Raw genomic sequence first — 23,253 nt, 5'->3', positions numbered from 1 at the left:
CCCCCGCCCCGGCGTCGTCACCCCATCGCCGGCGCCGCCCTCCGCCCGGACCCGCCCGGGGTCGCCGCCCTCCCCGCGCCTGCCGCCCTTCGCGATCGCCATCGCCGCGTGCCCGCACCCGCCGCTCGACAGGTCGGTCGGGGCCCGAGGAAGAGAGTTCGATAGTTCGAGTGTTCTAGTACTATCGAAGACGGGCCGAAGCCGCCCGTCGGCGCGAGGAGAGAGTGATGCCTGACTACGGACATGACCTGCTGTTCGGCACGTTCATCACGCCGACCGCGCACGACCCCGACCGGGTGGTGGCGTTGGCCGAGCTGACCGAGGCGGCCGGACTGGATCTGGCCACCTTCCAGGACCACCCGTACAACGCCGAGTTCCTCGACACCTGGACCCTGCTGAGCTGGGTCGCCGCCCGTACCCGGCGGCTTCGGGTCTCGGCCAACGTGCTCAACCTGCCACTGCGCCCACCGCCGATGCTGGCCCGGGCCGCGGCGAGCCTGGACCTGCTCTCGCGCGGCAGGTTCGAACTCGGCCTCGGAGCCGGCGCGTTCTGGGACGGCATCGCCGGGATGGGCGGACGCCGGCTGACCCCGGGACAGAGCCTGGCGGCGCTCGACGAGGCGATCGACATCCTGCGCGAGGTCTGGTCCGACCCGGCACGCGGGCCGCTCCGCGGATCGGGTGAGCACTACCCGGTGCCCGGGATGGCCCGCGGTCCGATGCCGCCACACGACATCGCCATCTGGCTCGGCGCGTACCAGCCCCGTGCCCTGGCGCTGACCGGGCGCAAGGCCGACGGCTGGCTACCGACCCTCAACCTGCTCGGCCGCGCCGGACGGCCCGACCGCCGGACGGCCAACCGCCTCATCGACGAGGCCGCGGTCACGGCGGGCCGCGATCCGCGGCAGATCCGTCGGCTGCTCAACCTCTTCCGGGTCGAGTTCTCCGCCGCGAGCCGCGGGTTCCTCCAGGGACCGCCGGCACAGTGGGTCGAGGAACTCCTTCCGCTGGTCCTGGAGGAGGGCTTCAGCGCCTTCCTCGTCGGCGGCGACGACCCCCGGCTGATCCAGACCTTCGGCCAGGAGGTCGCCCCCGCGCTCCGTGAGGCCGTCGCCCGGGAACGCGCCACCGGCACCGCCGCGGCCCGGCCGGCCCGACCCGTAGGGGAACCGGCCATACCCGTGCCCCGGCCCGATGTCGACGCCGACGGGCTGCCCGCGACGTTGTCCGCCACCGCCGTCCGACCCGGCGACCGCGAGTACGACCGGGTCCGGCACAGCTACCTCCGCAGAGGCTCTCCCGCGCTGGTCCTGCGCCCCGGCACCGCCGCCGAGGTCGCCGAGGCCGTGCGGTACGCCCGTAGCCGGCCCGGCCCGCTGTCGGTCCGCAGCGGTGGCCACGGCATCAGCGGCCGCTCCACCAACGACGGCGGGACCGTCATCGACCTGTCGCGGATGAACCGGGTCGAGGTCCTCGACCGGGCGACCCGACGCATCCGCCTCGAACCCGGTGCCCGCTGGGGCGACGTCGCCCAGGCTCTCGCCCCGTACGGCCTCGCCATGAGTTCCGGGGACTACGGTGACGTCGGCGTCGGCGGCCTCGCCACCGCCGGCGGGATCGGCTACCTCGCCCGCCGGTACGGTCTCACCATCGACCACATCCGGGCCGCGGAGATCGTCCTCGCCGACGGCCGCATCGTCCGGGCCGACGCCACCCACCATCCCGACCTGTTCTGGGCCATCCGCGGCGCCGGCGGGAACTTCGGCGTCGTCACGGCCTTCGACCTGGAGGCGTACGAGCTCGACACCGTCGTCCACGCCACCCTCATCGCCGACGCCACCGACACCGCCGACCTGCTCGAGCGGTGGGGAAAGCTGGTCGAGGCGGCCCCCCGCGAACTCACCAGCTTCCTCTCGCTCGTCCCCGGCCGGGGCCCGAACCCGGCCGTGGCCCAGGCCACCCTCGTGTACGCCGACGACGACGTGGCAGCGGCGCGGGACGTACTCAGCCCGTTCCTGGGCATCGGCCCGATCCTCGGTCAGCGTGCCCAGGCGGTACCGTACCCGGCGCTCGTCGTACCGCACCGCAACCGGCACACCGGTCAGGGGCTCGACACCACCCACAGCGGGCTGCTGGCGCACCTCACCCCGGAGGCGGCAGCATCGGTCGAGCGGATGATCCGCTCCGGCACCGTGCCGATCGTGCAGCTCCGCTCGGTCGGCGGAGCGGTCAACGACGTGCCCCGGGACGCCACCGCGTACCCGCACCGGAGCCAGAACTTCTCCCTGATCGCCGCGGGCGCCCCGGGCCGGACGGCGGAGTTCGAGCGCCACTGGGCCGACCTTCGCCCGCAGCTCGACGGCATGTACCTCAACTTCGAGACCGACACCGACCCGGCGCGGCTGCGCGACGCCTGGCCCGAACCGACCCTCGGACGGCTCCGCGCGCTGAAGGCGACGTACGACCCCGACAACGTCTTCAACCGCAACTTCCCGATCCCTCCGGCCGGCGCTGACGCCGCCGCGGCTCCCCGCCCCGCCGCCGCGTGACGCACCCACGGGCACCGGGCCGACTCGGCGAATCGCCCAGACGGCCCGGTGTCGGCGGCCGGGGCGCGAACGCCGGTGCCGGCGGCCCGTCCGAGAGGGCGGGCCGCCGTCGGCGCGCTGCTCGGAACGGGAGATTCGCCCGGCGTGGCGGCTCAGCCCCGGCGGTCGCGGTCCCGGGACGGCTGCACCCGCTTCGGCTCCCCCGGCATCTTCGGGTGGTCGGGCGGGTACGGCAGGTCGCCGCCCCGACCGTCCCGGTCGTCGCGGTCGGCCCACTCCAACAGGGGGGTGATGTCCCACGGCGCGTCGTCGATCCCGGCGTGCGGGTCACCGATCCTCGCGAACCGCTCCGGCACGGTCCGCAGGTCGAAGTCGTTGGGCTCGACGTCGGGCAGCTCGTCCCAGGTGACCGGCGTGGAGACGGTGGCCCGGGCGTTGGCCCGCAGCGAGTAGGCACAGGCGATGGTCCGGTCCCGGGCCATCTGGTTGTAGTCGAGGAAGACCTTCGCGCCTCGCTCCTCCTTCCACCAGGAGGTGGTGACCAGCTCGGGACGGCGGCGTTCGACCTCCCGGGCGAGGGCGATCACGGCCCGGCGTACCTCGGTGAACGTCCAGCGGGGCTGGATCCGCAGGTAGACGTGGACGCCCCGGCCGCCGGAGGTCTTCGGCCAGCCGACCGCCCCCACCTCGTCGAGCAGCGCCCGCACCTCGCCGGCCGCCTCCACGGCGTCGGCGAAGTCGGTGCCGGGCTGCGGGTCGAGATCGATCCGCAGCTCGTCCGGTCGGTCGACGTCCGCGCGGCGCACCGGCCACGGGTGGAAGACGACTGTCCCCATCTGGGCGGCCCACACGACGTGGGCGAGGTCGGCCGGGCAGAGCTCGTCGGCGCTCCGGCCGCTCGGGAACCGGATCGTCGCGGTCTCGAGCCACGGTGGCACGCCCCGGGCCGGCACCCGCTTCTGGTAGAACATCTCCCCCTCGATCCCCTCGGGGAAGCGCTGCAACGCCGTCGGCCGGTGCAGCAGGGCCCGCAGGATCCCGTCGCCGACCGCCAGGTAGTAGTCGACCATGTCCTTCTTGGTGAAGCCCCGCTGCGGGAAGTAGACCCGGTCCGGGCTGCTCAGCCGCACGGTGCGTCCGGCCACCTCGACCTCGAGGGGCTCCCCCTTCCCGGCGGCACCACCAGCCATGGGCCGACCCTATGTCACCGCGCCGACACCGGCCGGCCGTCCGCGTCCGGGAGGTTGCCGTATCGGTGCGCCTCCCACAGTTGGGCGATCACCACGAGCTTCTGCTCGAAGCGGGGGTCACGGTCGAGCGGCCCGCCGTCGTAGGGGGCGCCCAGCCGTAGCACCGCGCCGTCGCCCAGGTAGACGGCGACGACGGTACGGCCGCGACGCCGCTCCGCCCGGATGTCGACCACGTATCGCCACGGCACGCGGTCCCCCGACCGGTACGTCCGGCTTCGTACCCCGGAACCGTCCAGCGTCGTGCGGACCCGGAACCGGACGACGACCCCCCAGAGCAGGCCCACCGGCAGCGGTGCCAGGATGAGGAGCCAGACCGCCTCCGGCAGGTCCCGCTGCGGGGGTACCAGGGTGATGGCGGCGAGCACGAGCCCGCTGCCCAGCCCGCCCGTACGGAGCCCGTGTACCAGCGCCTGGCGCCAGGTCAGCCGGTACTCCGCCAGCACCGGCAGATGGTGCCGCCGTCCGGATCCGCCCGGCTCGATGGCCGCCCGCATGTCCTGTCAACGACTCGGCGGGCGGCCGGTAATCACCCACCGTGCACGACGGCCCGGCGGTCGCCGGCGTACGGGCGATCCCGCCGGTCGGTTACCGGGTCGAAGATCGTCGCCGTACCGTGGAGACATGGCTGCCGACGACAGGAATCTCCCGCTCGACCAGGACAGCGGGCTCCCCACCACCGAGGAGGAGTGGCGGGTCCGGCTCACCCCGGAGGAGTTCCGGGTGCTGCGCCAGGCCGGAACGGAGCGCCCCTGGACCGGGGAGTACGTGCACACCACCACCCCCGGCACCTACCACTGCCGGGCCTGCGGCGCGAAGCTCTTCTCCAGCGACACCAAGTTCGACTCGCACTGCGGCTGGCCGAGCTTCGACCGGGCGCTGCCCGGGGCGGTCCGCTACCTCGAGGACCGCTCGCACGGCATGGTCCGGACGGAGGTGCGCTGCGCGCGCTGCGACTCGCACCTCGGGCACCGGTTCGACGGCGAGGGGTTCACCCCGACGAACGCCCGGTACTGCATCAACTCGATCAGCATGCGACTCCAGCCGGAGTAGCCCCGCCTGACGGCCACCCGCACGGCGGCCGGCCCCTCCCGGGCGGGCGACTCGTCGGAGGTTTCGGCGTTCCGGTTGCCCGGATCCCGACGATGAGGCACGCTGCCGACAGATGCGGCGAGACGGGGGGCTGCCATGGCGACCTGCGAGGTCTGCGGCAACGACTACTGGATGGCGTTCGAGGTTCGGACGGTGAGCGGCGACGTCCACACCTTCGACTCCTTCGAGTGCGCCACCCACAGGCTCGCGCCGATCTGCGAGCACTGCGGGATCCGGATCCTCGGCCACGGCGTCGAGGTCGCCGGACGGTTCTTCTGCGGCGCCCACTGCGCCCGCGAGGTCGAGGGCGAACGCGGGGCGCAGATCCGCGACACCGTGGGCGTCCACCCGGCCTGATCGCCCGGCCCCGTCGGCCCACCCGGCATCGTCGCCGGGCCGGGTCGCCGGTGATCACTCCGGGGTTCGCGGCCCGCCCGCTCACCGACCGGCGCTCCGCCCCGCCTACCATCGCGGGGTGCCCACGCAGACGACGCAGACGGCCGCCTCGGGCCGACTCGAGTTCCGGGTCGCCTCCTTCGCCGACCTTCCCGCCCGGACCCTGCACGACCTGCTGCGGCTCCGGGTCGACGTCTTCGTCGTGGAGCAGGAGTGCGCGTACCCGGAGATCGACGGCCGGGACGTCGAGCCGGGCACCCGGCATCTGTGGTTCGCCCGGGACGGCCGTCCCGTGGCGTACCTGCGCCTGCTCGCCGAGCCGGGCGGGGCGGGGGAACCGGGCGGGGTGGCCCGGATCGGGCGCGTCGTGGTGGCCCGGGACGCCCGGGGCCAGGGTCTCGCCGCGCGGCTGATGACCGAGGCGCTGACCGTCGTCGGCTCCCGGCCGTGCGTCCTCGCCGCCCAGTCCCACCTGGTCGGCTTCTACGCCCGCTTCGGCTTCACCCCCAGCGGGCCCGAGTACGTCGAGGACGGCATCCCGCACGTACCGATGCGCCGCGACCCGGTCGTCGGGTCGGCGGACCGCTCCGGCGCCTGACGACCCGCCGCCCGCCCACGCCCGGGCGGGCGACGCGGGGGTGTGCGTCGGCTACGGGAGGTCGTTCACCAGGTCGCCGATCCCGCGACGCCGGCCGGTGAAGAACGGCACCTCCTCGCGCACGTGCCGGCGGGCCCGCGCGGCGCGCAGCTCACGCATCAGGTCCACGATCCGGTGCAGCTCGTCGGCCTCGAACGCGAGCATCCACTCGTAGTCGCCGAGGGCGAACGAGGCCACGGTGTTCGCCCGCACGTCCGGGTAGCCCCGCGCCATCCTGCCGTGCTCGGCCAGCATTTCCCGCCGCTCCGCCTCGGGCAGCAGGTACCACTCGTACGAGCGGACGAACGGGTAGACGCAGAGGTACGCCCGGGGCGTCTCGCCGGCCAGGAAGGCCGGGATGTGGCTCTTGTTGAACTCGGCCGGCCGGTGCAGCGCCAGCTGGGACCAGACCGGCGCCAGGTGCCGGCCGAGGACGGTGCGGCGCAACCGCCCGTACGCGTCCTGCAACGCGTCGCTGGACGGCGCGTGCCACCAGACCATCAGGTCGGCGTCGGCCCGCAGCCCGGAGACGTCGTAGGTGCCCCGGACCACCACGTCCCTACCGGCCAGCTCCGCGAAGAGCGTCTCGACCTCGGACACGAGGCCGTCCCGCGGCTGCGGCAGCGGGCCGGTGGCCCGGAAGACCGACCACATGGTGTACCGGATGGTCTCGTTCAGCTCCCGCAGCCGGGCCGCGTTGGTCTGCGCCGGGTTCTGTTCCACACTCATGGTCTCGCTGCTTCCCATGCCTTGACGATGTCCTCCGCCGCGGTCTCGCCCGAGCGGACGCAGACCGGAATCCCCACCCCGTCGTAGCCGGCACCGGCCAGCGTGAGGGTCGGGTACGCGTTCCGCAGCGCCGCCCGGGCGGCGGCGACCCGGTCCAGGTGACCGGGGGTGTACTGGGGCAGCGCCCCACCCCACCGCTGCACGTGGCTGGCGACCGGCTCCGGCAGCGGGACGCCGCCTCCCGCCCCCGCCACCAGGTCGGCGAGTTCCCGGTGCGCGGCCGAGACCAGCTCGTCGTCGGACCGGTGCAGCAGGTGTTCCTCGCCGTACCGGCCGATGGAGGCGCGCACCAGCAGGGTGCCGTCCGGCCGGCGCAGGTGCGGCCACTTCGTGGTGAAGAAGGTGGCCGCCTTGATCAGAGTCCCCTCCCCGGCGGGCACCAGGAAGCCGGAGAGGTCCGCGGGAAGTGCCTCGGCGGCCCGGGCCGGCAGGGCGAAGCTGACCAGCGCCACGCTGGCGTAGTCGAGCCGGCCGACCAGGGCGCCGACCGCGACGTCGACCCCGGCCAGCAGCCGGGCGGCGGGGCGGGCCGGCAGGGCCAGCACCACGGCGTCGACCTCGACCAGTTCCGGGTCCCGCGCCGGGCCGACCACCAACCGCCAGCCGCCGGAGACCGGGACCAGTTCCCGGACCGCCGCGTTCAACCGGATCTCGGCGCCGCTCGCCTCGGCCGCGGCCGCCACCAGCCGACTCATCCCGCCGGTCACGGTGGCGAAGACCGGCCCGCCCGGCGGGCGGGGAGCCGCGGCCTGGGCGGCCCGGACCGCGCCGGTCAGCGTCGGCTCGGTCCGGGCCGCCCGGGCCAACGCCGGCATCGTGGCGGCCAGCGAGAGCTGGTCGGCGCGACCCGCGTAGACGCCGCCGAGCATCGGGTCGACGAGTCGGTCGACCACGTCGCCACCGAGCCGGCGCCGGACCAGGTCTCCGACGGTGACGTCCTCGTCCGGGCCGAGCAGCGGCCGGCCGTCGTCGTGGTCCCGCTCCGGTTCCGGCCGGGCCACCGCCGCCACCGCGGCCAGGTCACCGGGTACGCCGACCAGGGTCCCCGGCGGGACGGGTCGCAGCTCGCCGCCGATCGCCAGCGCCGCCCGCCCGGTGGCCGGGTGCACCAGCGCGTCGCCGAGCCCGACCCGACGGGCCAGCGCGACCGCGGCGGAGTCCCCGCCGGCCGGGTCGCGGACCAGGAACGACTCGGCGCCGAACTCGACCGTCGCGCCGGCGAGGGAGCCGGTGCGGAGCTTGCCGCCGAGGGCGCCGGACTGTTCGTACACGGTGATCCGGGCCCCGGCGGGAAGCCGGTCACGCAGCCGGACCGCGGCGGCCAACCCGGCGATCCCGCCTCCGACCACCGCGACCCGGACACCCTCCCGGGCCCCGTCGTCGGCTCCCCGGCCTCCGGTCCGTTCGCTCCGCTCGCTCACGCGTCCCCACCCCTCCCCGGTCAGCCCGCGGACGCCTCGTGGACCAGGGCGACCACCCGGGTGAGGACGTCGGGATCGGTCTCCGGGAGTACCCCGTGACCGAGGTTGAACACGTGACCCGGGGCGGCTCGCCCCTCGACGAGGATCCGCCGCACCTCGGCCTCGACGACCGGCCACGGTGCGAAGAGCACCGCCGGATCCAGGTTGCCCTGGACCGCCTTGTCCGGGCCGATCCGCACGGTCGCCGCGTCGAGCGGGGTACGCCAGTCGACCCCGACCACGTCCGCACCGGCCTCGCCGAGCGCGCCGAGCAGCTCGGCGGTGCCGACCCCGAAGTGGATGCGGGGTACGCCGGTGTCGGCGAGGCCGCCGAGCACGGCCGCCGAGTGCGGCAGCACGAAGCGGCGGTAGTCGGCCTCGGAGAGCGCTCCGGCCCAGGAGTCGAAGAGCTGCACCGCGGAGACGCCCGCCCCGACCTGGACCCGGAGGAAGGCGAGGGTGATCTCGGCCAGCCGGGTGAGCAGCGCGTGCCAGACGTCGGGAGCGCCGTGCATCAACGCCTTGGTCCGGACGTGGGTGCGGGACGGTCCGCCCTCGACCAGGTAGCTGGCCAGGGTGAAGGGCGCGCCGGCGAAGCCGATCAGCGGGGTGGCGCCGAGTTCGGCGACGAGCAGCCGGACCGCCTCGTCCACAAAGGAGACGTCGCCGGGGTCGATGCGCCGGATCCGGGCCACATCCTCGATGGTCCGCACCGGTTCGGCCACCACGGGGCCGGTGCCCGGCACGATGTCCAGGTCCACCCCGGCCGCCACGAGCGGCACCATGATGTCGCTGTAGAGGATCGCCGCGTCGACGCCGTACCGCCGGATGGGCTGGAGGGTGATCTCGGCGACCAGATCCGGCCGGCGGCAGGACTCCAGCATCCCGATACCGTCGCGTACCCTGCGGTACTCCGGCAGCGACCGGCCCGCCTGCCGCATGAACCAGACCGGGGTGTACGGCACCGACTGGCGCCGGCAGGCCCGGACGAACGGCGACTCGGCTGGTCCGGAACGGGCCGATTTCTCGTCTCGGGCGGCGGTGCCCGTCCTCGCGGTGCTCATCGGCGCCATCGTGCCACGCGCTTCCGGGGCGGCGACGCGCAGCGCCCGGTTTTGTGGCGTAGCCGGCTTTCCGGCCCGGTTCGTCGCCCGGCGACGCGTCCCCGACCTCGGCGCGGCGCTCCCCCGCGCCGCGGACGATCGGCTTAGGCTGCGGATATGGCGCCCCCGATCGTCCAGCCCGAGACCTTCGCCCGCGCCGTGGCGGGGTTGCGCTCGGCGGTGCCGCGCGAGGAGATCGTCCTCGAGGAGGTCGGCGCCCCGCAGCGGCTCGCCCCGTACGCCTTCGCACTCGGTGCCACCGTGTACCGCGCCAGCGAGGCGGTGGCGACCGGGCGGCTCATCCTGCTGCACGACCCCGCCGGACACGAGGCGTGGCAGGGAACCCTGCGGCTGGTCACCTACGTCACCGCCGACCTGGAGGTCGACCTCGCCGCCGACCCACTGCTCCCGGGCGTCGGCTGGACCTGGCTGACCGACGCGCTCCACGCCTGGGACGCGGCGTACCGGGCGCTCGGCGGCACCGTCACCCAGACGATGTCCACCCGGTTCGGCGAGCTGGCCGGGCCACCCGCCGCCGGGGACATCGAGATCCGGGCCTCCTGGACACCGGTCGACGACGACCTGCGAGCCCACCTGCAGGCCTGGTGCACGCTGCTGGCCTCCACCGCCGGGCTCCCGCCGCCCGGGGTGACCTTGCTCCCCCACTCCCGCCCGGCGGGCGCGGCCTGACCTGGGCCGTGGCGGCGTCTCGCCCGTCCCAGCGGCCCCAGGAATCGCAGTGGGCCCGACTCGCCGGACCGGCTGCCACAGAGTGATCCGGACGAAGACTAGGGTTGGCAGGTGACCGACGAACCACCCCTGCGCCGTCGGGCCGCACAACGCCGAGCGGGGGACGAGCCGCACAGCCGTCCGGCGTCCGCGCCGGTGTCCGAGACCGTGGGGCCCGACCCAACGCCCGGCGGGCCCGTACCGCTGCTCACCCCGCGTGACGGCACCCCCGCGCCCGTCGAGACCCCGGCCCGCCTCGCCGAGGTCGTCGCCCGCTTCGCCGCCGGCACCGGCCCGGTGGCGATCGACGCCGAGCGCGCCTCCGGGTACCGCTACAGCCAACGCGCCTACCTGGTGCAGCTGCGCCGGGCCGGGGCCGGTACGGCGCTGATCGACCCGCTGCCCCTGCCCGACCTGAGCGCCCTCGACGAGGCGATCGCCGACGCCGAGTGGGTGCTGCACGCGGCCAGCCAGGATCTGGCCTGTCTGGCCGAGGTGGGCCTGCGTCCGCGACGGCTCTTCGACACCGAGTTGGCCGCCCGGCTCGCCGGGTTCGAGCGGGTCGGCCTCGCCGCCCTGACCGAGCAGCTGCTCGGCTACACCCTGGAGAAGCACCACTCCGCCGCTGACTGGTCCAGTCGGCCGCTGCCGGAGTCCTGGCTGACGTACGCCGCGCTGGACGTGGAGCTCCTGGTCGAGCTGCGGGACGCGCTCGCGGTGGAGCTGGAGCGGCAGGGCAAGGAGAAGTGGGCGGCGGAGGAGTTCGCCGCGCTCGTCGCCTCGGGCGCCCAGCCGCCCCGGCAGCGCCCCGACCCGTGGCGGCGTACCTCGGGTATCCACCGGGTCCGGGGTGCCCGGGCCCAGGCCCGGGTCCGGTCCCTCTGGTACGCCCGGGACGCGATCGCCGCCCGACGCGATTCCGCCCCGGGCCGCGTCCTGCCGGACGCCGCGATCATCGCCGCCGCCGAGCTGGACCCCAAGGACGAACGGACGCTGCTGACCCTGCCCGGCTTCGGCGGTCGCTCGGTCCGCCGGCTCGCCCGGGTCTGGCTGGACGCGCTCGCCGAGGCCCGGGCGCTGCCCGACGACGCGCTGCCGGTCGCCCCGGCCGTCGAGGGTCCGCCTCCGCCACACCGGTGGGCGGAGCGGGACCCGGTGGCGGCGGCCCGGCTGGCCCGGTGCCGGGAGGTGGTGACCCGGATCGCGGCCGCGCACACGGTGCCGCCGGAGAACCTGATCGCCCCGGACTCGGTCCGTCGCCTGGCCTGGATCCCGCCGGAGGAGGTCACCGCGGAGACCGTCGCCGAGACGCTGCGCGGCTACGGCGCCCGCAGCTGGCAGGTGGGGCTGATCGCCGAGGAGCTGGCCGCGGCCCTGGTCGACCCGGCCTGACCAGGCGGGCCGGCCGGGGCGGTTCCGGCGCGCCGTCGCCGGCCGCCCCGGCACGGCCCCCCTGGCGGGCTCCGGCGCGCCGCCGGGCACCGCGCGGCGGCGCGGGTGCCGGGGACGGGTTACTCGTCCGCGACCGGGTCCGGGCCCAGGACCTCGGTGCGCTTGCGGGCCCAGGCCAGGGAGTGCCGGATGCCGTCGGCGATGGAGAACTCCGGTTTCCAGTCGAGCAGGGTCCGGGCCCGGGTGCTCCGGGTGAACGAGCCGGCGCCGTCGCCGGGGCGGGGCGGGGCCTCGCCGACCCGCAACGGCCCGACGGCCTCGGTGAACGCGGCGACGAGCTCCCGCACCGTGGTCCCCTCCCCGGTACCGAGGTTGATCACCTCGACCGACCGCCCGCCGTCGGGGGGAAGGATCTCGTCGAACTTGAGCAGCGCCTGGACGTGAGCCCGGGCGAGGTCCCAGACGTGCACGTAGTCGCGGATGCCGGAGCCGTCCCGGGTCGGCCAGTCGGTCCCGGTGATCAGGAACTCCTCGCCGTTCTCGTAGGCGCCGATCATTTTGCCGAGGGCGTGCGTCGGGCGGGCGGTCTGGAGCCCGGTCCGCAGCTTCGGGTCGGCGCCGATCGGGTTGAAGTAGCGCAGCGACAGCGCCCGCAGCGGGGTGGCCGCGGCGGCGTCCGCGAGGACCATCTCCATGACCGCCTTGGTCCGGGCGTACGGGCTGGCCGGCTCCAGCGGGGAGTCCTCGTCGACCGAGAAGTCCTCCCCGGTGCGGTAGATCGAGGCCGAGGAGCTGAAGACGTACCGGTGCACCCCGTTGCGGAGCACGTGCTCGATGAAGTCGATCGACTTGGCGACGTTCTCCCGGTAGTAGCGCAGCGGCTCGGCGACCGACTCCGGCACCACGATCAGCGCCGCCGCGTGCACCACCGCGTCGATATCCGGGTGCTCGGCGAAGATCCGGTCCAACAGCTCCCCGTCGGCGATGTCTCCCTGGTAGAAGATCCGCCCTCGGGTGAACTCGATCCGCCCGGTGCTGAGGTTGTCCAGCACCACCGGCTCGATGCCGGCGTCCAGGCAGGCTGACGCCACCGTGCTGCCGATGAACCCGGCGCCACCCGCCACCAGTACCTTCACACCTGATCCTTCCGCCCGGCCTACTGGTCTGTCCGCGTTTCGCGGTCAACCTACCCGACCGTCCAATGACCCGACGCCGGGACGGTGTGTCCCGGACCACAGCGGGGGTCCGGACTGGCATAGTTACCGGCTAGTAGCATCCGACGTACCCGCCCGTGCCGGCGATCGGTCGGTCGTGGTGCCGTCCGGGCGGTGCCGAGGCCGAACCGCGGTCGAGAAGGAGGCTCCAGTGCCCCGTGAAGTCCGGGACGTCGTCTTCGTCGACGGCGTCCGCACCCCGTTCGGAAAGGCGGGTGGCATGTACGCGCACACCCGCGCCGACGACCTGGTGATCCGCTGCATCCGCGAACTGCTGCGGCGCAACCCACAGCTTCCGCCCGAGCGCGTCGACGAGGTGGCCATCGCCGCCACCACCCAGATCGGCGACCAGGGCCTCACCCTCGGCCGTACCGCCGCCCTGCTCGCCGGGCTCCCGAAGTCGGTGCCGGGCTTCGCCATCGACCGGATGTGCGCCGGGGCGATGACCGCGGTCACCACCGTGGCCAGCGGGATCGCCATGGGCGCGTACGACGTCGCCATCGCGGGCGGCGTCGAACACATGGGTCGACACCCGATGGGCGAGGGCGTCGACCCGAACCCGCGGATCCTGGCCGAGAAGCTCGTCGACCCCTCCGCGTTGGTGATGGGGGACACCGCGGAGAACCTGCACGACCGGCTGCCGCACATCACCCGGGAGCGTGCCGACGCGTTCGCGCTCGCCTCGCAGGTCAAGACGGCCAAGGCGTACGCCAACGGCAAGCTCCAGGGCGACCTGGTGCCGGTCGCCACCCGCGACCCGGAGACCGGCTGGGGGCTGGCCACCGTCGACGAGGCGCCCCGGGACACCTCGATGGAGAAGCTCGCCGCCCTGAAGGCCTCGTTCCGGCCGCACGGCCGGGTCACCGCCGGGAACGCGGCCGGGCTCAACGACGGCGCCACGGCCAGCCTGCTCGCCGCCGAGGAGGTCGCCCGGGAGCTCGGGCTGCCGGTCGCGATGCGGCTGGTCTCGTACGGCTTCGCCGGCGTCGAGCCGGAGGTGATGGGTCTCGGCCCGATCCCGTCGACCGAGAAGGCGCTGCGACTCGCCGGCCTGACCATCGACGACATCGGCCTGTTCGAGCTGAACGAGGCGTTCGCCGTGCAGGTGCTGGCCTTCCTCGACCACTTCGGCATCGCCGACGACGACCCCCGGGTCAACCCGTGGGGCGGGGCGATCGCCATCGGCCACCCGCTCGCCTCCTCCGGCGTGCGGCTGATGACCCAGCTCGCCCGGCAGTTCGCCGAGCACCCCGAGGTGCGGTACGGCCTCACCGCGATGTGCGTCGGCATCGGCATGGGCGGCACGGTCATCTGGGAGAACCCCACCTGGGAGGGTGCGAAGTGAAGCGGATGCCCCGAACGCGAACCCCGCGGCACGGACGGACGGTGACGAGGTGAGCCTGGAGAACCCGAACGAGGTGGTGACCCGCGCGCTGCTGCGGCTGGTCGCCGTACCCGGCCTGGACCGGCCGGCCGCACTGATCACCCTGGACAACGGCTTCGACCACACCAAGCCGAACACCTTCGGCCCGGCGGGACTGGCCAGCCTCGACACCGCGATCACCGAGGCGCTCGCCGCCGACCCGGCGTTCGTCGCGGTCACCGGCAAGCCGTACATCTTCTGCGTCGGGGCGGACCTGACCGGCCTGCCGCTGATCGCGGACCGCGACCAGGCCCGGGAGATCGGTCGGCTCGGGCACCGGGTCTTCGCCCGGCTACGGGACAGCCCGGTGCCGACCTTCGCCTTCGTCAACGGCGCGGCGATGGGCGGCGGCCTGGAGCTGGCGCTGCACTGCCACTACCGGACCCTCTCCCGCGGCGCCTCGGCGCTGGCGCTGCCCGAGGTCTCGCTCGGGCTGGTCCCCGGCTGGGGCGGCACCCAGCTGCTGCCGAACCTGATCGGCATCGCCGGAGCCGCCCAGGTGGTGATCCAGAATCCGCTGACGCAGAACCGGATGCTGAAGCCGGAGCAGGCCGCCGAACTGGGCATCGCCGACGTGCTGCTGGAGCCGGCCGACTTCCTGGAGCGCTCGGTGGAGTGGGCCGCCGGGGTGGTCCGGGGCGAGATCGAGGTGACCCGCCCCGAGGTCGACCGGGAGATGTGGGACGGAGTGCTCTACTTCGCCCGCAAGATGCTCGACGACAAGCTGCACGGGGCGGTGCCGGCCGCGTACCGGGCGCTGGAGCTGCTGGCGCTGGCGAAGGACGCGGACTTCGCCACCGGCACGGCCGCCGAGGACGAGGCACTGGCCGACCTGATCTTCAGCCCGGAGCTGCGCAGCGGCCTGTACGCGTTCGACCTGGTGCAGCGCCGGGCCAAGCGCCCGGTCGGCGCCCCGGACCAGGGGCTGGCCCGAAAGGTGACCAAGGTCGGGGTGGTCGGCGCCGGCCTGATGGCCTCGCAACTGGCGCTGCTCTTCGTACGCCGGCTCCGGGTGCCCGTGGTGCTGACCGACCTGGACCAGGCGCGGGTGGACAAGGGCGTGGCGTACGTCCACGCCGAGATCGACAAGCTGGTCGGCAAGGGCCGGCTCACCGAGGGTACGGCCGCCACGCTGCGGGGCCTGGTCAGCGGCTCGGTCGACAAGAGCGTCTTCGCCGACGCGGACTTCGTCATCGAGGCGGTCTTCGAGGACCTCGCGGTGAAGAAGCAGGTCTGGGCGGAGCTGGAGAAGATCGTCTCGCCGGAGGCGGTGCTCGCCACCAACACCTCCTCGCTCTCGGTCACCGCGATGGCCGCCGACCTGGAGCACCCGGAGCGCGTGGTCGGCTTCCACTTCTTCAACCCGGTCGCGGTCCTGCCGCTACTGGAGATCGTCCGGGGCGGCCGGACCGACGACGCCACCCTCGCCACCGCCTTCGCCGTCGGCCGCGAACTGCGCAAGTCCTGCGTACTGGTCGCCGACGCCCCGGCGTTCGTGGTGAACCGGCTCCTCACCCGCTTCCTCGGGGAGATCTTCGCCGCCATCGACGCCGGCACCCCGCCGGAGGTCGCCGACAGCGCGCTCGACCCGCTGGGGCTGCCGATGCGCCCGCTGGCGCTGCTCCAGCTCGTCGGGCCGGCGGTGGCGTACCACGTGGGGCAGACCCTGCACGCCGCGTTCCCGGAGCGGTTCACGGTGCGCGAGAGCCTGCGCCGGATCGCCGAGTCGGGCAAGCCGCTGCTGGTCGACGACCAGTTCAACCCCGAGGTGGCCGCGCTGCTGGAGGTCGGGGACACCCCGCTGTCCGCCGACGAGGTTCGGCAGCGTGCCCTCGACGCGCTCGCCGAAGAGGTCCGGATCATGCTCGACGAGGGTGTGGTCGCGGAGCCGCAGGACATCGACCTCTGCCTGATCCTCGGCGCCGGCTGGCCGTTCCACCTGGGCGGGATCACGCCGTACCTGGACCGGACCGGCACCGCCGAACGGGTCACCGGTCGTCGGTTCCTCCCGCCGGGGGTCGCCACCCTTCCCGCGTGACCGTCCCGGCGGCGCTGCGGGGCCGGTGCCGGCCCCGCAGCGCCGCCGACGGTCGACGGCATCGCCGAGGCCCCGCGCCGGGGCCGTGCGGACGGTGACAGCGCCGACGTCCAGGCCCGGCAACGACCCATCTCGGGCGGGGGCAGACGAGACGTCCCGGCGCCGAACAGCGGCGTACCACACCCGCATATTTGACTGATCATTCCAGAAACTGCTATCCTCGCCGCATGGCCCGCCCCAAGCAGTTCGACCCCGAGCGCGCCCTGGACGCCGCCATGGACGCCTTCTGGCGCAAGGGGTACGCGGCGACCTCCGCGCAGGACCTGGTGGACAGCACCGGACTGGGACGCGGCAGCCTGTACAACGCCTTTGCCAGCAAGCACCACCTCTTCCAGGAGGTGCTCCGGCGCTACGAGGAGCAGTGGACGACCCGGCAGGAGGCGATCCTCGACGGGCCCGGGGAGATCCGGGAGCGGATCCGCGCGGTGATGATGACCATCGTCGAGGAGGAGACCGCCGCCCGGGACGGGCGCCGGGGCTGTCTCGCGGTCAACGCCGCGGTGGAGCTGGCCGGACTCGACGCGGACGTCACCGCACAGGTACGCCGCATCTTCGGCCGGGTGGAAGAGGCGCTGTACGGCGCGCTCGCCCGTGCCCAGCGGGATGGTGAGATCGGCGCGGAGAAGGATCCGCGGGCGCTCGCGCAGTTCGTCCTCAACGCGATGTACGGCCTGAGGATCCTGGGCAAGACCGCGGACCGGCGCACCCTCACCGGCATCGTCGACACGACGCTGGCAGCGCTCTGAGCCGGTGGCGTCGCGTCTCTGGGCCGGTGGTGTGACACGGAAGCCGCGGGCTGCCCCGATTATTTCCGAATAGTCCAGAACGGCCGAATCGCCGAACGACCTGACGTCCCGACTACTCCCGGTCCGCCCGGACCGCCCGATCCCTCTTGGAGGAACACACTCATGACCAGCACCGCACCAAAGCCGACCGTCGCCGTCCTCGGCACCGGCATCATCGGCTTCCCGGTCGCCCGCAACCTCGCCCGGGCCGGCTTCCCGGTCCGGGCCTGGAACCGCACCCGCGCCAAGGCCGAACCGCTCGCCGACCACGGGGTGCACGTCACCGACACCGCCGCCGAGGCCGTCGAGGGAGCCGGGATCGTGCTCACCGTCGTCAAGGACGGCCCAGCCGTGCTGGAGGCCGTCACCGCGGCCGCGCCCTCGCTCGCCGAGGGCACCATCTGGGTGCAGCTGAGCACCGTCGGCGACGCCGTCGAGTCGCTGGCCGCGTTCGCCCGCGACCACTCCCTGGTCTTCGTCGACGCCCCGGTGCAGGGCACCCGCCAGCCCGCCGAACAGGGCCAGCTCGTCGTCATGGCGGCCGCCGCGCCCGAGGTACGCGACACGCTCACCCCGCTCTTCGACGCCATCGGCAAGCGGACGCTGTGGGTGGCCGACGAGGGCGAGAGCGGCGCCGCCAGCCGCCTCAAGCTGGTCCTCAACACCTGGGTCATCGCCCTCACCCACGGTGTCGGCGAGGCCCTCGCCCTCGCGAAGGGCCTCGGCGTCGACCCCGCGCACTTTGTCGAGGTCGTCAGCGGCGGCCCGATGGACAGCGGATACTTCCAGAGCAAGTCCGCCGCCGTCCTCTCCGGCGACTACACGGCCAGCTTCTCGGTGGACAACGCGGCCAAGGACGCCCGGCTCGTCCTCGAGGCCGCCCGGCGCGCCGGCGTTCGCATGGACCTGGTCGAGGCGGGCCACGCCCGTTTCGTCCGCGCCTCCGAACGCGGCCACGGCGACAAGGACATGGCAGCCGGCTACTTCGCGAGCTTCGACAGCTAGCCGCCCGCGCGCCGCAGTCCAGGGGCGGCGGGTCCGTGCCCCGGCCCACCGCCCCGCCTCGTACCGGGGCCCGATCCGGCCCTTCCCCTCATCCTCAGACCCGTACCCTGGCCGCCTTCCGGGCGGACTTCGAGCGGCGCCCGACGGCACGGCCGGAGCCGGTGCTGTGCGCCCGGGACCGGCGGCCCAGCTCGGCCTCGAGGGCGTCGAGGGCCGCACGCAACTCGCGCAGCCGGGCGTCCAGGTCGGTGGACTCCCGAGAGCGGTCCGGCCCGGCCCGGGAGCCGTCCGCCGCCGCCGGGGCCGGACCGGCCGGCGCCCCGGCCTCGACGGACGGGACGGTGCCCGGCCCGCGCCGGCCCCGCTCCGGCCGTTCCGCCTGGTGGGCCTCTTCCAGGGCCTTCACCACGATGCCGACCAGCAGGTTCGTCAGCAGGTACGACGCCAGGACGATGTAGGAGCCGTAGTAGACGATGCTCCACTCGGAGACGGACCGACCCGCCTCCAGGGCGTCGGTGACGCCGTCCAGCGAGAGCAGCAGAAACAGGGTGAGCATCGCCCGGCCGACGGTGCCGTACTTCTCCGGATAGACGTCGCCGAAGGCCATCCAGCCCACCATGGCGTACAGGTAGATGGTCAGGGTCGCGACCAGCAGGAAGCCGACCAGCCCCGGCAGGCTGCGCAGCACGCCCCCGATCACCACCCGCAGGCTGGGAAAGAGCCGTACCGCGCGGACGATCCGCGCCAGCCGGACCAGGCGCAGCAGGGTGATGCTCTCGCGTACCCCGGGCAGCAGCGGGGCGCAGACGATCGCCAGGTCGAAGAGGTTCCAGGCATCCCGGAAGAAGCCGCGGGGGGCGGTGAGGTGGGCGCCGAACCGCAGCGCCAGCTCGACCACGAGCAGGGCCAGGCAGGTGCGCTCGACGGCCAGCAGGACCTCCCCGGCCCGGGCGACCGCCTGGTCGTACGTCTCGACACCGAGCGTGAGTGCGTTGATGATGATCAGCGCGAACGAGACGCTCGTGAACCAGTCGGCCTCGACGATCCGCCCGCACCGGCCGGCCACCCGCGCCCCGAGCTCCCGCAGTCGCCGGGACGATCCTGGTGCCCTCTCGTCCACGCTGGCACTCCTCAGTGGATTGTGGTGTGTCGGCTGGACAGCGTAGTTCGTGTCCCACCCGCCGGCGCCGGGACGACCGGGCACGGACGACGGCCGCCCCGGCGACATGCCGGGGCGGCCGGGGAGACGCCACGGTGCGCGACCGGACGTCGCGTTTGCGCTCAGCCGGCAGCCGCCGCCCGCTCGGCCGCGCTGCGCCCCACGCAGAACTCGTTGCCCTCCGGGTCGGCCAGCACCACCCAGCCCGTGCCGTCCGGGCGCCGGTGGTCGGCGACCTGGGTCGCGCCGAGGCCGAGCAGCCGCTCGACCTCGGCGTCCCGGGTCCGGTCGGTCGGCTGGAGGCAGATGTGTACCCGGTTCTTCACCGTCTTCGGCTCCGGTACACGCTGGAAGTAGACGGTCGGGCCGACGCCGTCCGGCGCCGGCAGGACCGCCTCCGGGTCCCCCGGTTGGTCCTCCGGGTGCCGGGGACGGCCCAGCACCTCCGCCCAGAAGCCGGCCAGAGCGTACGGGTCCGCGCAGTCAAAGCTGACATTGTGAATAGACGAGGTCACAGTGATCCTCCGGATGGGAGTGTGCGCCTCGGTGCGAGCGTCAGCGGGACCGGTGCCGAGGCGCGGGACAGGACAGGACAACCATCGACCGCACCTCCCTTCACATCCAGGCTGACGCCGGAGAGCATCGCACGTCGGAGCGATCCGGGCAAGCGAGCCGAACCCTGCCAAGGAGTTGCTGAGCGGTGACTGGTGAGCTGGGCGGCGCCGTGGCGGCACCCGAGGGTCTGGAACTCTACGAGCGTCTCATCGCAGATCTGGACGCCGCGGGAGCACGTTATCGACTGATCGACCATCCGCCCGAGGGGCGTACCGACCTGGTCAGCGCACTGCGCGGGCACGATGTCGCGTGTGCCGCCAAGTGCCTCGTCGTCATGGTCAAGATTGGCAAGAAACGGACCCGGTACGTGCTCGCCGTGGTGCCGGGTGACGCCCGGCTGGACCTCCAGGCGGTCAAGACGCTGTTGGGTGGCACCTACGTCGCCTTCGCCGGCCGGGACAAGGCCGAGGAACTGGCCGGCAGCGTGAGCAGCACCGTATTGCCCATCAGCTACCACCCCGACCTCGAACTCATCGCCGATCCAGCGTTGCTGCGGATACCGGAGCTGTACTTCAACGCGGCCCGGCTGGACCGTTCGATCGCCCTGGCCACCGACGACTACGTACGTCTGGCTGCTCCGCGTATCGCCCCCATCACCACCGCGAACTGACCCAGGGCCGTTCCCCAGAAACAGAGGAACCCGTGTCGCAGACGGACTACGCCATCCATTATCAGCCGCTGTTCTCCGCACTCCAGATGATGGACGTCCAAGCGCTGATTGACCAGGTCGACGAGCCCTGGTACAACCAGACCCTCATCCACGTCGGAGATGTCTGGGTGCGGCTGGGCGTGATGCAGGGCGAGTTCCACTGGCACAAGCACGACGAACAGGACGAGTTCTTCTTCGTCCTGGACGGGCTGTTCCGCATTGAGCCGGAGGGTGCCGACACCGTCGAGCTCGGTCCCCGCCAGGCGTTCACCGTCCCGGCCGGTATGCTGCACCGACCCGTCGTCCCCGTCCGCAGCACCGTACTGAATGATTGAGAAGGCCGGCGTCATCGCCACCGGGGACTGACCCGCGTGGGGTTCCGACACGACCATGTGAGACAGGAGAGCCACCATGCGCGCCTCACTGCGCCCGGGACTGACCGCGCAACTGGACTATGTGGTACCTGCCGAGCGCACGGTCCCGTACCTTCTGCCCGAATCCGACGACTTCGCCGCCCTCCCTGCGGTCCTGGCCACCGGCTACCTGGTCGGCATCGTGGAATGGACCTGCATGCGCGCCCTGCACGGGCACCTCGAGAACGGCGAACAGACCGTCGGCGTGCACGTCGACCTCAGCCACGAGGCACCCACACCGCCCGGGGCGACGCTCACCGTCCACGCGGAGCTGACCGCCGTCGAGGGTAGGCAGCTCACCTTCACCGTCCATGCCCGCGACGACGCCGCCACGGTCTGCCGAGGCACACACCGCCGGGCGGTGATCAACGCCGAGCGATTCCGGGCACGACTCGACGCCCGAACAGCTACCGTGAAAACGGCTGTCTGACAACTCGGCAAAGATTGCCACGCGCGCCAACCGACGGCTTGCGCCCCGGCGGCGTGACCCGACCTCGTGTGCGTCTCGGCTGGCGGCCGACGCGGCAGGCTCACCCGGTCGGCAGACCGGCGGCGCCGCGGGCGTCGCCGGCACCGGGAACGCTGACCGCCGCCGAGGCGGCGACCACCGGGGTCGTCTCGGCCGCCGGAAGGCGCACCGTCACCTCCAGCCCTCCGCCCTCCTGGGCGATTGCGCTGACCGTGCCGCCGTGCGCGTCGCAGACCGCGCGGACGATCGACAGCCCCAGGCCCGAACCCCGAGCTCCGGTCCGCTCCCGGCCGCCCCGGCGGAACGCCTCGAAGAGCCCCGGCACGTCCGCCTGCTCCACCTCGAACCCGGTGTTTCCCACCACCAGCCAGGCGTGCTCACCGTCGGACCCGGTCGACACCCAGATCCGGCCGTTCAGGTGGTTGTAGCGGACCGCGTTCTCGATCAGGTTGCCGGCCAGCCGTTCCAGCAGCCCGGGATCGCCGACCACCGGTGCCGGCGCCAGGTCCGTGTCGATCTGGAGCCGCAGCCGGGTCGTCTCGGCCCGGACCGCGGACAGCGCCGCACTCGCTCCGGCCGCCAGGTCCGCAGGCGCCTTCCGGGCCAGCCGCCGGCCCGCCTGCGCCTCGCTGCGGGCCAGCACGAGAAGGGCGTCGACGAGGTTGTTGGCCCGCTCGGAGGCGTCCCGCACCACCGTCGCCATCCGCCGGTACTCCGCCACGTCCGCCTCGTCGTCGGCCATCGTCACGTCGATCTCGGTCCGCATCACCGCCAGTGGGGTACGCAGTTCGTGCGAGGCGTTGGCGACGAACCGCTTCTGCGCCTCGAACGCCTCGGCGATCCGGTCCAGCATCGCGTCGAACGTGGCGGCCAGCTCGGCCACTTCGTCGTCGGCGCCCGAGTAGCGAATCCGCTGGTCGAGCGTGGCCTCACCCAGCCGGCGGGCCGTCGAGGTGACCTGGTGCAGCGGGCGCAACGCCCGGCCGACCACCAGGTACGCCCCGGTGATCCCGACGACGCTGATCGCGAGCAAGGCGACCAGCCCCTTGACCAGCAGCTCTCGGGACTGGGCCTGGAGCAGCTGCGCCTGCCACTGCCGGGCCTCCAGCCTCCGGCCGTCGGTCAGCTCGACCACCGTCCCCGGCTGCAACTGGTCGGTCGGACGCAGCGCGTCGCCGACCAGCAGCCAGGCGAGCAGCAGCAGGATCGCGCCGGCGCCGATCAGCAGCACACCGTTGAGCAGCGTCAGCCGCAGCCGCAGGGTCGGCCGGATCCGGGGGCGCCGACGGGTCAGATAGACGGTCATACCCCACCCCCGTTCCGGACCGGCGCCGGCCCCGCCTGGCCCGACGGGTACGGCTCGGACACCCGGTAGCCGGCGCCGACCACGGTCTCGATCAGCGGCGGGTCGCCGAGCTTCTTGCGCAGCGTCATCACGGTCACCCGTACGGTCGTGGTGAACGGGTCGGTGTTGGCGTCCCAGACCCGCTCCAGGAGTTCCTCGCTGGAGACCACCGCGCCCCGGGCCTTGAGCAGCTCCTCCAGCACCCCGAACTCCTTGCGGGTCAGGTCGACGACGGCACCGCCCCGGGTCACCACCCGCTTGGCGGGGTCGACCACCAGGTCGGCGACGCTGAGCACCGGCGGCGCCGCCGGGGTCGCCCGACGGCCGAGCGCCTGCACCCGGGCGACCAGCTCCTCGAAGGCGAACGGCTTCGGCAGGTAGTCGTCGGCGCCGAGCTGCAACCCCTCCACCCGGTCCGCGACCGTGCCGCTCGCGGTCAGCATCAGCACCCGGGTCAGCGCGCCGGAGGCGGCCAGATCCGCACAGATCTGGTCGCCGTGGATCCCGGGCAGGTCCCGGTCGAGTATCACCACGTCGTACCGGGTGACGAAGGCCATCTCGTGCCCGGCATGTCCGTCGTAGGCGACGTCCACCGCCATGCCCTTGCGGCGCAGACCCCGCGCGATCGCGTCCGCCAGGTTGCGCTCGTCCTCGACCACCAGTACCCGCACCACGACCTCCCCG

Annotated in this window: 23 protein-coding genes; 13 read left to right on the top strand and 10 right to left on the bottom strand. The window is 73.6% G+C overall.

The window, feature by feature from the left end; all coding sequences use genetic code 11:
* Nucleotides 1–227 precede the first annotated feature (227 nt).
* Entirely contained in the window at nt 228–2,549 is a 2,322-nt protein-coding gene (locus EF879_RS28600; RefSeq protein ID WP_123556027.1) for an LLM class flavin-dependent oxidoreductase, read from the top strand.
* Nucleotides 2,550–2,701: 152 nt separating this feature from the next.
* Here EF879_RS28600 and ligD read toward each other — a convergent pair whose 3' ends face one another.
* Both ligD and EF879_RS07070 read right to left on the bottom strand, forming a co-directional pair.
* Entirely contained in the window at nt 2,702–3,739 is a 1,038-nt protein-coding gene (ligD, locus tag EF879_RS07075; protein WP_123556025.1) for a non-homologous end-joining DNA ligase, read from the bottom strand.
* A gap of 14 nt (nt 3,740–3,753) precedes the next feature.
* The gene (locus tag EF879_RS07070) at nt 3,754–4,242 is read right to left on the bottom strand and encodes a hypothetical protein (RefSeq protein ID WP_148086373.1); all 489 of its coding nucleotides are present in this window, start codon (nt 4,240–4,242) and stop codon (nt 3,754–3,756) included.
* A 178-nt stretch (nt 4,243–4,420) separates the two neighbouring features.
* Here EF879_RS07070 and msrB point away from each other — a divergent pair, with 178 nt between their 5' ends.
* From msrB to EF879_RS07055, 3 genes are all read left to right on the top strand, one after another.
* A complete protein-coding gene (msrB, locus tag EF879_RS07065; protein ID WP_123556021.1) occupies nt 4,421–4,849 on the top strand; it encodes a peptide-methionine (R)-S-oxide reductase MsrB in 429 nt (142 codons plus the stop codon).
* 135 nt (nt 4,850–4,984) lie between these two features.
* The gene (locus EF879_RS07060) at nt 4,985–5,245 is read left to right on the top strand and encodes a Prokaryotic metallothionein (protein WP_123556019.1); all 261 of its coding nucleotides are present in this window, start codon (nt 4,985–4,987) and stop codon (nt 5,243–5,245) included.
* Between the two features lie 118 nt (nt 5,246–5,363).
* A complete protein-coding gene (locus EF879_RS07055; RefSeq protein WP_123556017.1) occupies nt 5,364–5,882 on the top strand; it encodes a GNAT family N-acetyltransferase in 519 nt (172 codons plus the stop codon).
* Nucleotides 5,883–5,933: 51 nt separating this feature from the next.
* On the opposite strand, the gene hemQ is transcribed toward EF879_RS07055, so the two are convergent.
* The 3 genes from hemQ to hemE form a co-directional block, all read right to left on the bottom strand.
* Nucleotides 5,934–6,650 carry a hydrogen peroxide-dependent heme synthase gene (hemQ, locus tag EF879_RS07050; RefSeq protein ID WP_123556015.1) on the bottom strand — a complete coding sequence of 239 codons (717 nt, stop codon included), beginning with the start codon at nt 6,648–6,650 and terminating at the stop codon, nt 5,934–5,936.
* Nucleotides 6,647–8,059, bottom strand: a complete 1,413-nt coding sequence (gene hemG / locus EF879_RS07045) for a protoporphyrinogen oxidase (protein WP_233604341.1) — start codon at nt 8,057–8,059, stop codon at nt 6,647–6,649. Before hemG ends, hemQ begins: the two co-directional genes overlap by 4 nt.
* A gap of 92 nt (nt 8,060–8,151) precedes the next feature.
* Nucleotides 8,152–9,243: a uroporphyrinogen decarboxylase gene (hemE, locus tag EF879_RS07040; RefSeq protein WP_123556011.1), complete on the bottom strand. Its 1,092-nt coding sequence runs from the start codon at nt 9,241–9,243 to the stop codon at nt 8,152–8,154.
* Between the two features lie 147 nt (nt 9,244–9,390).
* Here hemE and EF879_RS07035 point away from each other — a divergent pair, with 147 nt between their 5' ends.
* Together EF879_RS07035 and EF879_RS07030 are read left to right on the top strand one after the other, a co-directional pair.
* A complete protein-coding gene (locus EF879_RS07035) occupies nt 9,391–9,963 on the top strand; it encodes a DUF3000 domain-containing protein (protein ID WP_123556009.1) in 573 nt (190 codons plus the stop codon).
* 111 nt (nt 9,964–10,074) lie between these two features.
* Nucleotides 10,075–11,394 (top strand): ribonuclease D, encoded by a 1,320-nt coding sequence (locus EF879_RS07030; RefSeq protein ID WP_123556007.1) that lies wholly within the window; start codon nt 10,075–10,077, stop codon nt 11,392–11,394.
* A gap of 119 nt (nt 11,395–11,513) precedes the next feature.
* On the opposite strand, the gene galE is transcribed toward EF879_RS07030, so the two are convergent.
* Entirely contained in the window at nt 11,514–12,530 is a 1,017-nt protein-coding gene (gene galE / locus EF879_RS07025; RefSeq protein WP_123556005.1) for a UDP-glucose 4-epimerase GalE, read from the bottom strand.
* Nucleotides 12,531–12,759: 229 nt separating this feature from the next.
* Between galE and EF879_RS07020 the strand changes: the two genes are divergently transcribed.
* The 4 genes from EF879_RS07020 (at nt 12,760) to EF879_RS07005 (ending at nt 17,919) form a co-directional block, all read left to right on the top strand.
* Nucleotides 12,760–13,953 (top strand): thiolase family protein, encoded by a 1,194-nt coding sequence (locus EF879_RS07020; RefSeq protein ID WP_123556003.1) that lies wholly within the window; start codon nt 12,760–12,762, stop codon nt 13,951–13,953.
* 49 nt (nt 13,954–14,002) lie between these two features.
* Entirely contained in the window at nt 14,003–16,069 is a 2,067-nt protein-coding gene (locus tag EF879_RS07015; RefSeq protein WP_123556001.1) for a 3-hydroxyacyl-CoA dehydrogenase NAD-binding domain-containing protein, read from the top strand.
* A 227-nt stretch (nt 16,070–16,296) separates the two neighbouring features.
* Nucleotides 16,297–16,875, top strand: a complete 579-nt coding sequence (locus EF879_RS07010) for a TetR/AcrR family transcriptional regulator (protein ID WP_123556000.1) — start codon at nt 16,297–16,299, stop codon at nt 16,873–16,875.
* 18 nt (nt 16,876–16,893) lie between these two features.
* Nucleotides 16,894–17,919, top strand: coding sequence for an NAD(P)-dependent oxidoreductase (locus tag EF879_RS07005; protein ID WP_370375466.1), 1,026 nt, complete (start codon nt 16,894–16,896; stop codon nt 17,917–17,919).
* Nucleotides 17,920–18,013: 94 nt separating this feature from the next.
* On the opposite strand, the gene EF879_RS07000 is transcribed toward EF879_RS07005, so the two are convergent.
* Together EF879_RS07000 and EF879_RS06995 are read right to left on the bottom strand one after the other, a co-directional pair.
* Nucleotides 18,014–19,039, bottom strand: coding sequence for an ion transporter (locus EF879_RS07000; RefSeq protein WP_233604283.1), 1,026 nt, complete (start codon nt 19,037–19,039; stop codon nt 18,014–18,016).
* 161 nt (nt 19,040–19,200) lie between these two features.
* The gene (locus EF879_RS06995) at nt 19,201–19,593 is read right to left on the bottom strand and encodes a VOC family protein (protein WP_123555994.1); all 393 of its coding nucleotides are present in this window, start codon (nt 19,591–19,593) and stop codon (nt 19,201–19,203) included.
* A gap of 185 nt (nt 19,594–19,778) precedes the next feature.
* Here EF879_RS06995 and EF879_RS06990 point away from each other — a divergent pair, with 185 nt between their 5' ends.
* The 3 genes from EF879_RS06990 to EF879_RS06980 all read left to right on the top strand — a co-directional run bounded on the left by EF879_RS06990 (nt 19,779) and on the right by EF879_RS06980 (nt 21,185).
* Nucleotides 19,779–20,303 (top strand): YbaK/EbsC family protein, encoded by a 525-nt coding sequence (locus EF879_RS06990; RefSeq protein WP_233604282.1) that lies wholly within the window; start codon nt 19,779–19,781, stop codon nt 20,301–20,303.
* Between the two features lie 32 nt (nt 20,304–20,335).
* The gene (locus EF879_RS06985; protein WP_199736193.1) at nt 20,336–20,677 is read left to right on the top strand and encodes a cupin domain-containing protein; all 342 of its coding nucleotides are present in this window, start codon (nt 20,336–20,338) and stop codon (nt 20,675–20,677) included.
* A 76-nt stretch (nt 20,678–20,753) separates the two neighbouring features.
* Nucleotides 20,754–21,185, top strand: a complete 432-nt coding sequence (locus EF879_RS06980) for a thioesterase family protein (RefSeq protein WP_123555992.1) — start codon at nt 20,754–20,756, stop codon at nt 21,183–21,185.
* A 100-nt stretch (nt 21,186–21,285) separates the two neighbouring features.
* On the opposite strand, the gene EF879_RS06975 is transcribed toward EF879_RS06980, so the two are convergent.
* The gene (locus EF879_RS06975) at nt 21,286–22,530 is read right to left on the bottom strand and encodes a cell wall metabolism sensor histidine kinase WalK (RefSeq protein ID WP_123555990.1); all 1,245 of its coding nucleotides are present in this window, start codon (nt 22,528–22,530) and stop codon (nt 21,286–21,288) included.
* Nucleotides 22,527–23,240: a response regulator transcription factor gene (locus EF879_RS06970; RefSeq protein WP_123556844.1), complete on the bottom strand. Its 714-nt coding sequence runs from the start codon at nt 23,238–23,240 to the stop codon at nt 22,527–22,529. The genes EF879_RS06975 and EF879_RS06970 overlap by 4 nt, the downstream gene beginning before the upstream one ends.
* Nucleotides 23,241–23,253 lie beyond the last annotated feature (13 nt).

It is taken from the genome of Micromonospora sp. HM5-17 (genome assembly GCF_003762835.1).
Classification (GTDB): Bacteria; Actinomycetota; Actinomycetes; order Mycobacteriales; family Micromonosporaceae; genus Plantactinospora.
The sequence above is the reverse complement of the archived record's forward strand: the minus strand, read 5'-3'. Positions and strand labels throughout refer to the sequence as shown.

Excerpts from the sequence above, each read along its gene's own strand:
- hemE (WP_123556011.1), bottom strand. The coding sequence starts at position 9,243 with ATGGCGCCGATGAGCACCGCGAGGACGGGCACCGCCGCCCGAGACGAG.
- ligD (WP_123556025.1), bottom strand. The coding sequence starts at position 3,739 with ATGGCTGGTGGTGCCGCCGGGAAGGGGGAGCCCCTCGAGGTCGAGGTG.
- EF879_RS06980 (WP_123555992.1), top strand. The coding sequence starts at position 20,754 with ATGCGCGCCTCACTGCGCCCGGGACTGACCGCGCAACTGGACTATGTG.
- EF879_RS07010 (WP_123556000.1), top strand. The coding sequence starts at position 16,297 with ATGGCCCGCCCCAAGCAGTTCGACCCCGAGCGCGCCCTGGACGCCGCC.
- hemQ (WP_123556015.1), bottom strand. The coding sequence starts at position 6,650 with ATGAGTGTGGAACAGAACCCGGCGCAGACCAACGCGGCCCGGCTGCGG.
- EF879_RS07035 (WP_123556009.1), top strand. The coding sequence starts at position 9,391 with ATGGCGCCCCCGATCGTCCAGCCCGAGACCTTCGCCCGCGCCGTGGCG.
- msrB (WP_123556021.1), top strand. The coding sequence starts at position 4,421 with ATGGCTGCCGACGACAGGAATCTCCCGCTCGACCAGGACAGCGGGCTC.
- EF879_RS07060 (WP_123556019.1), top strand. The coding sequence starts at position 4,985 with ATGGCGACCTGCGAGGTCTGCGGCAACGACTACTGGATGGCGTTCGAG.
- EF879_RS28600 (WP_123556027.1), top strand. The coding sequence starts at position 228 with ATGCCTGACTACGGACATGACCTGCTGTTCGGCACGTTCATCACGCCG.
- EF879_RS06975 (WP_123555990.1), bottom strand. The coding sequence starts at position 22,530 with ATGACCGTCTATCTGACCCGTCGGCGCCCCCGGATCCGGCCGACCCTG.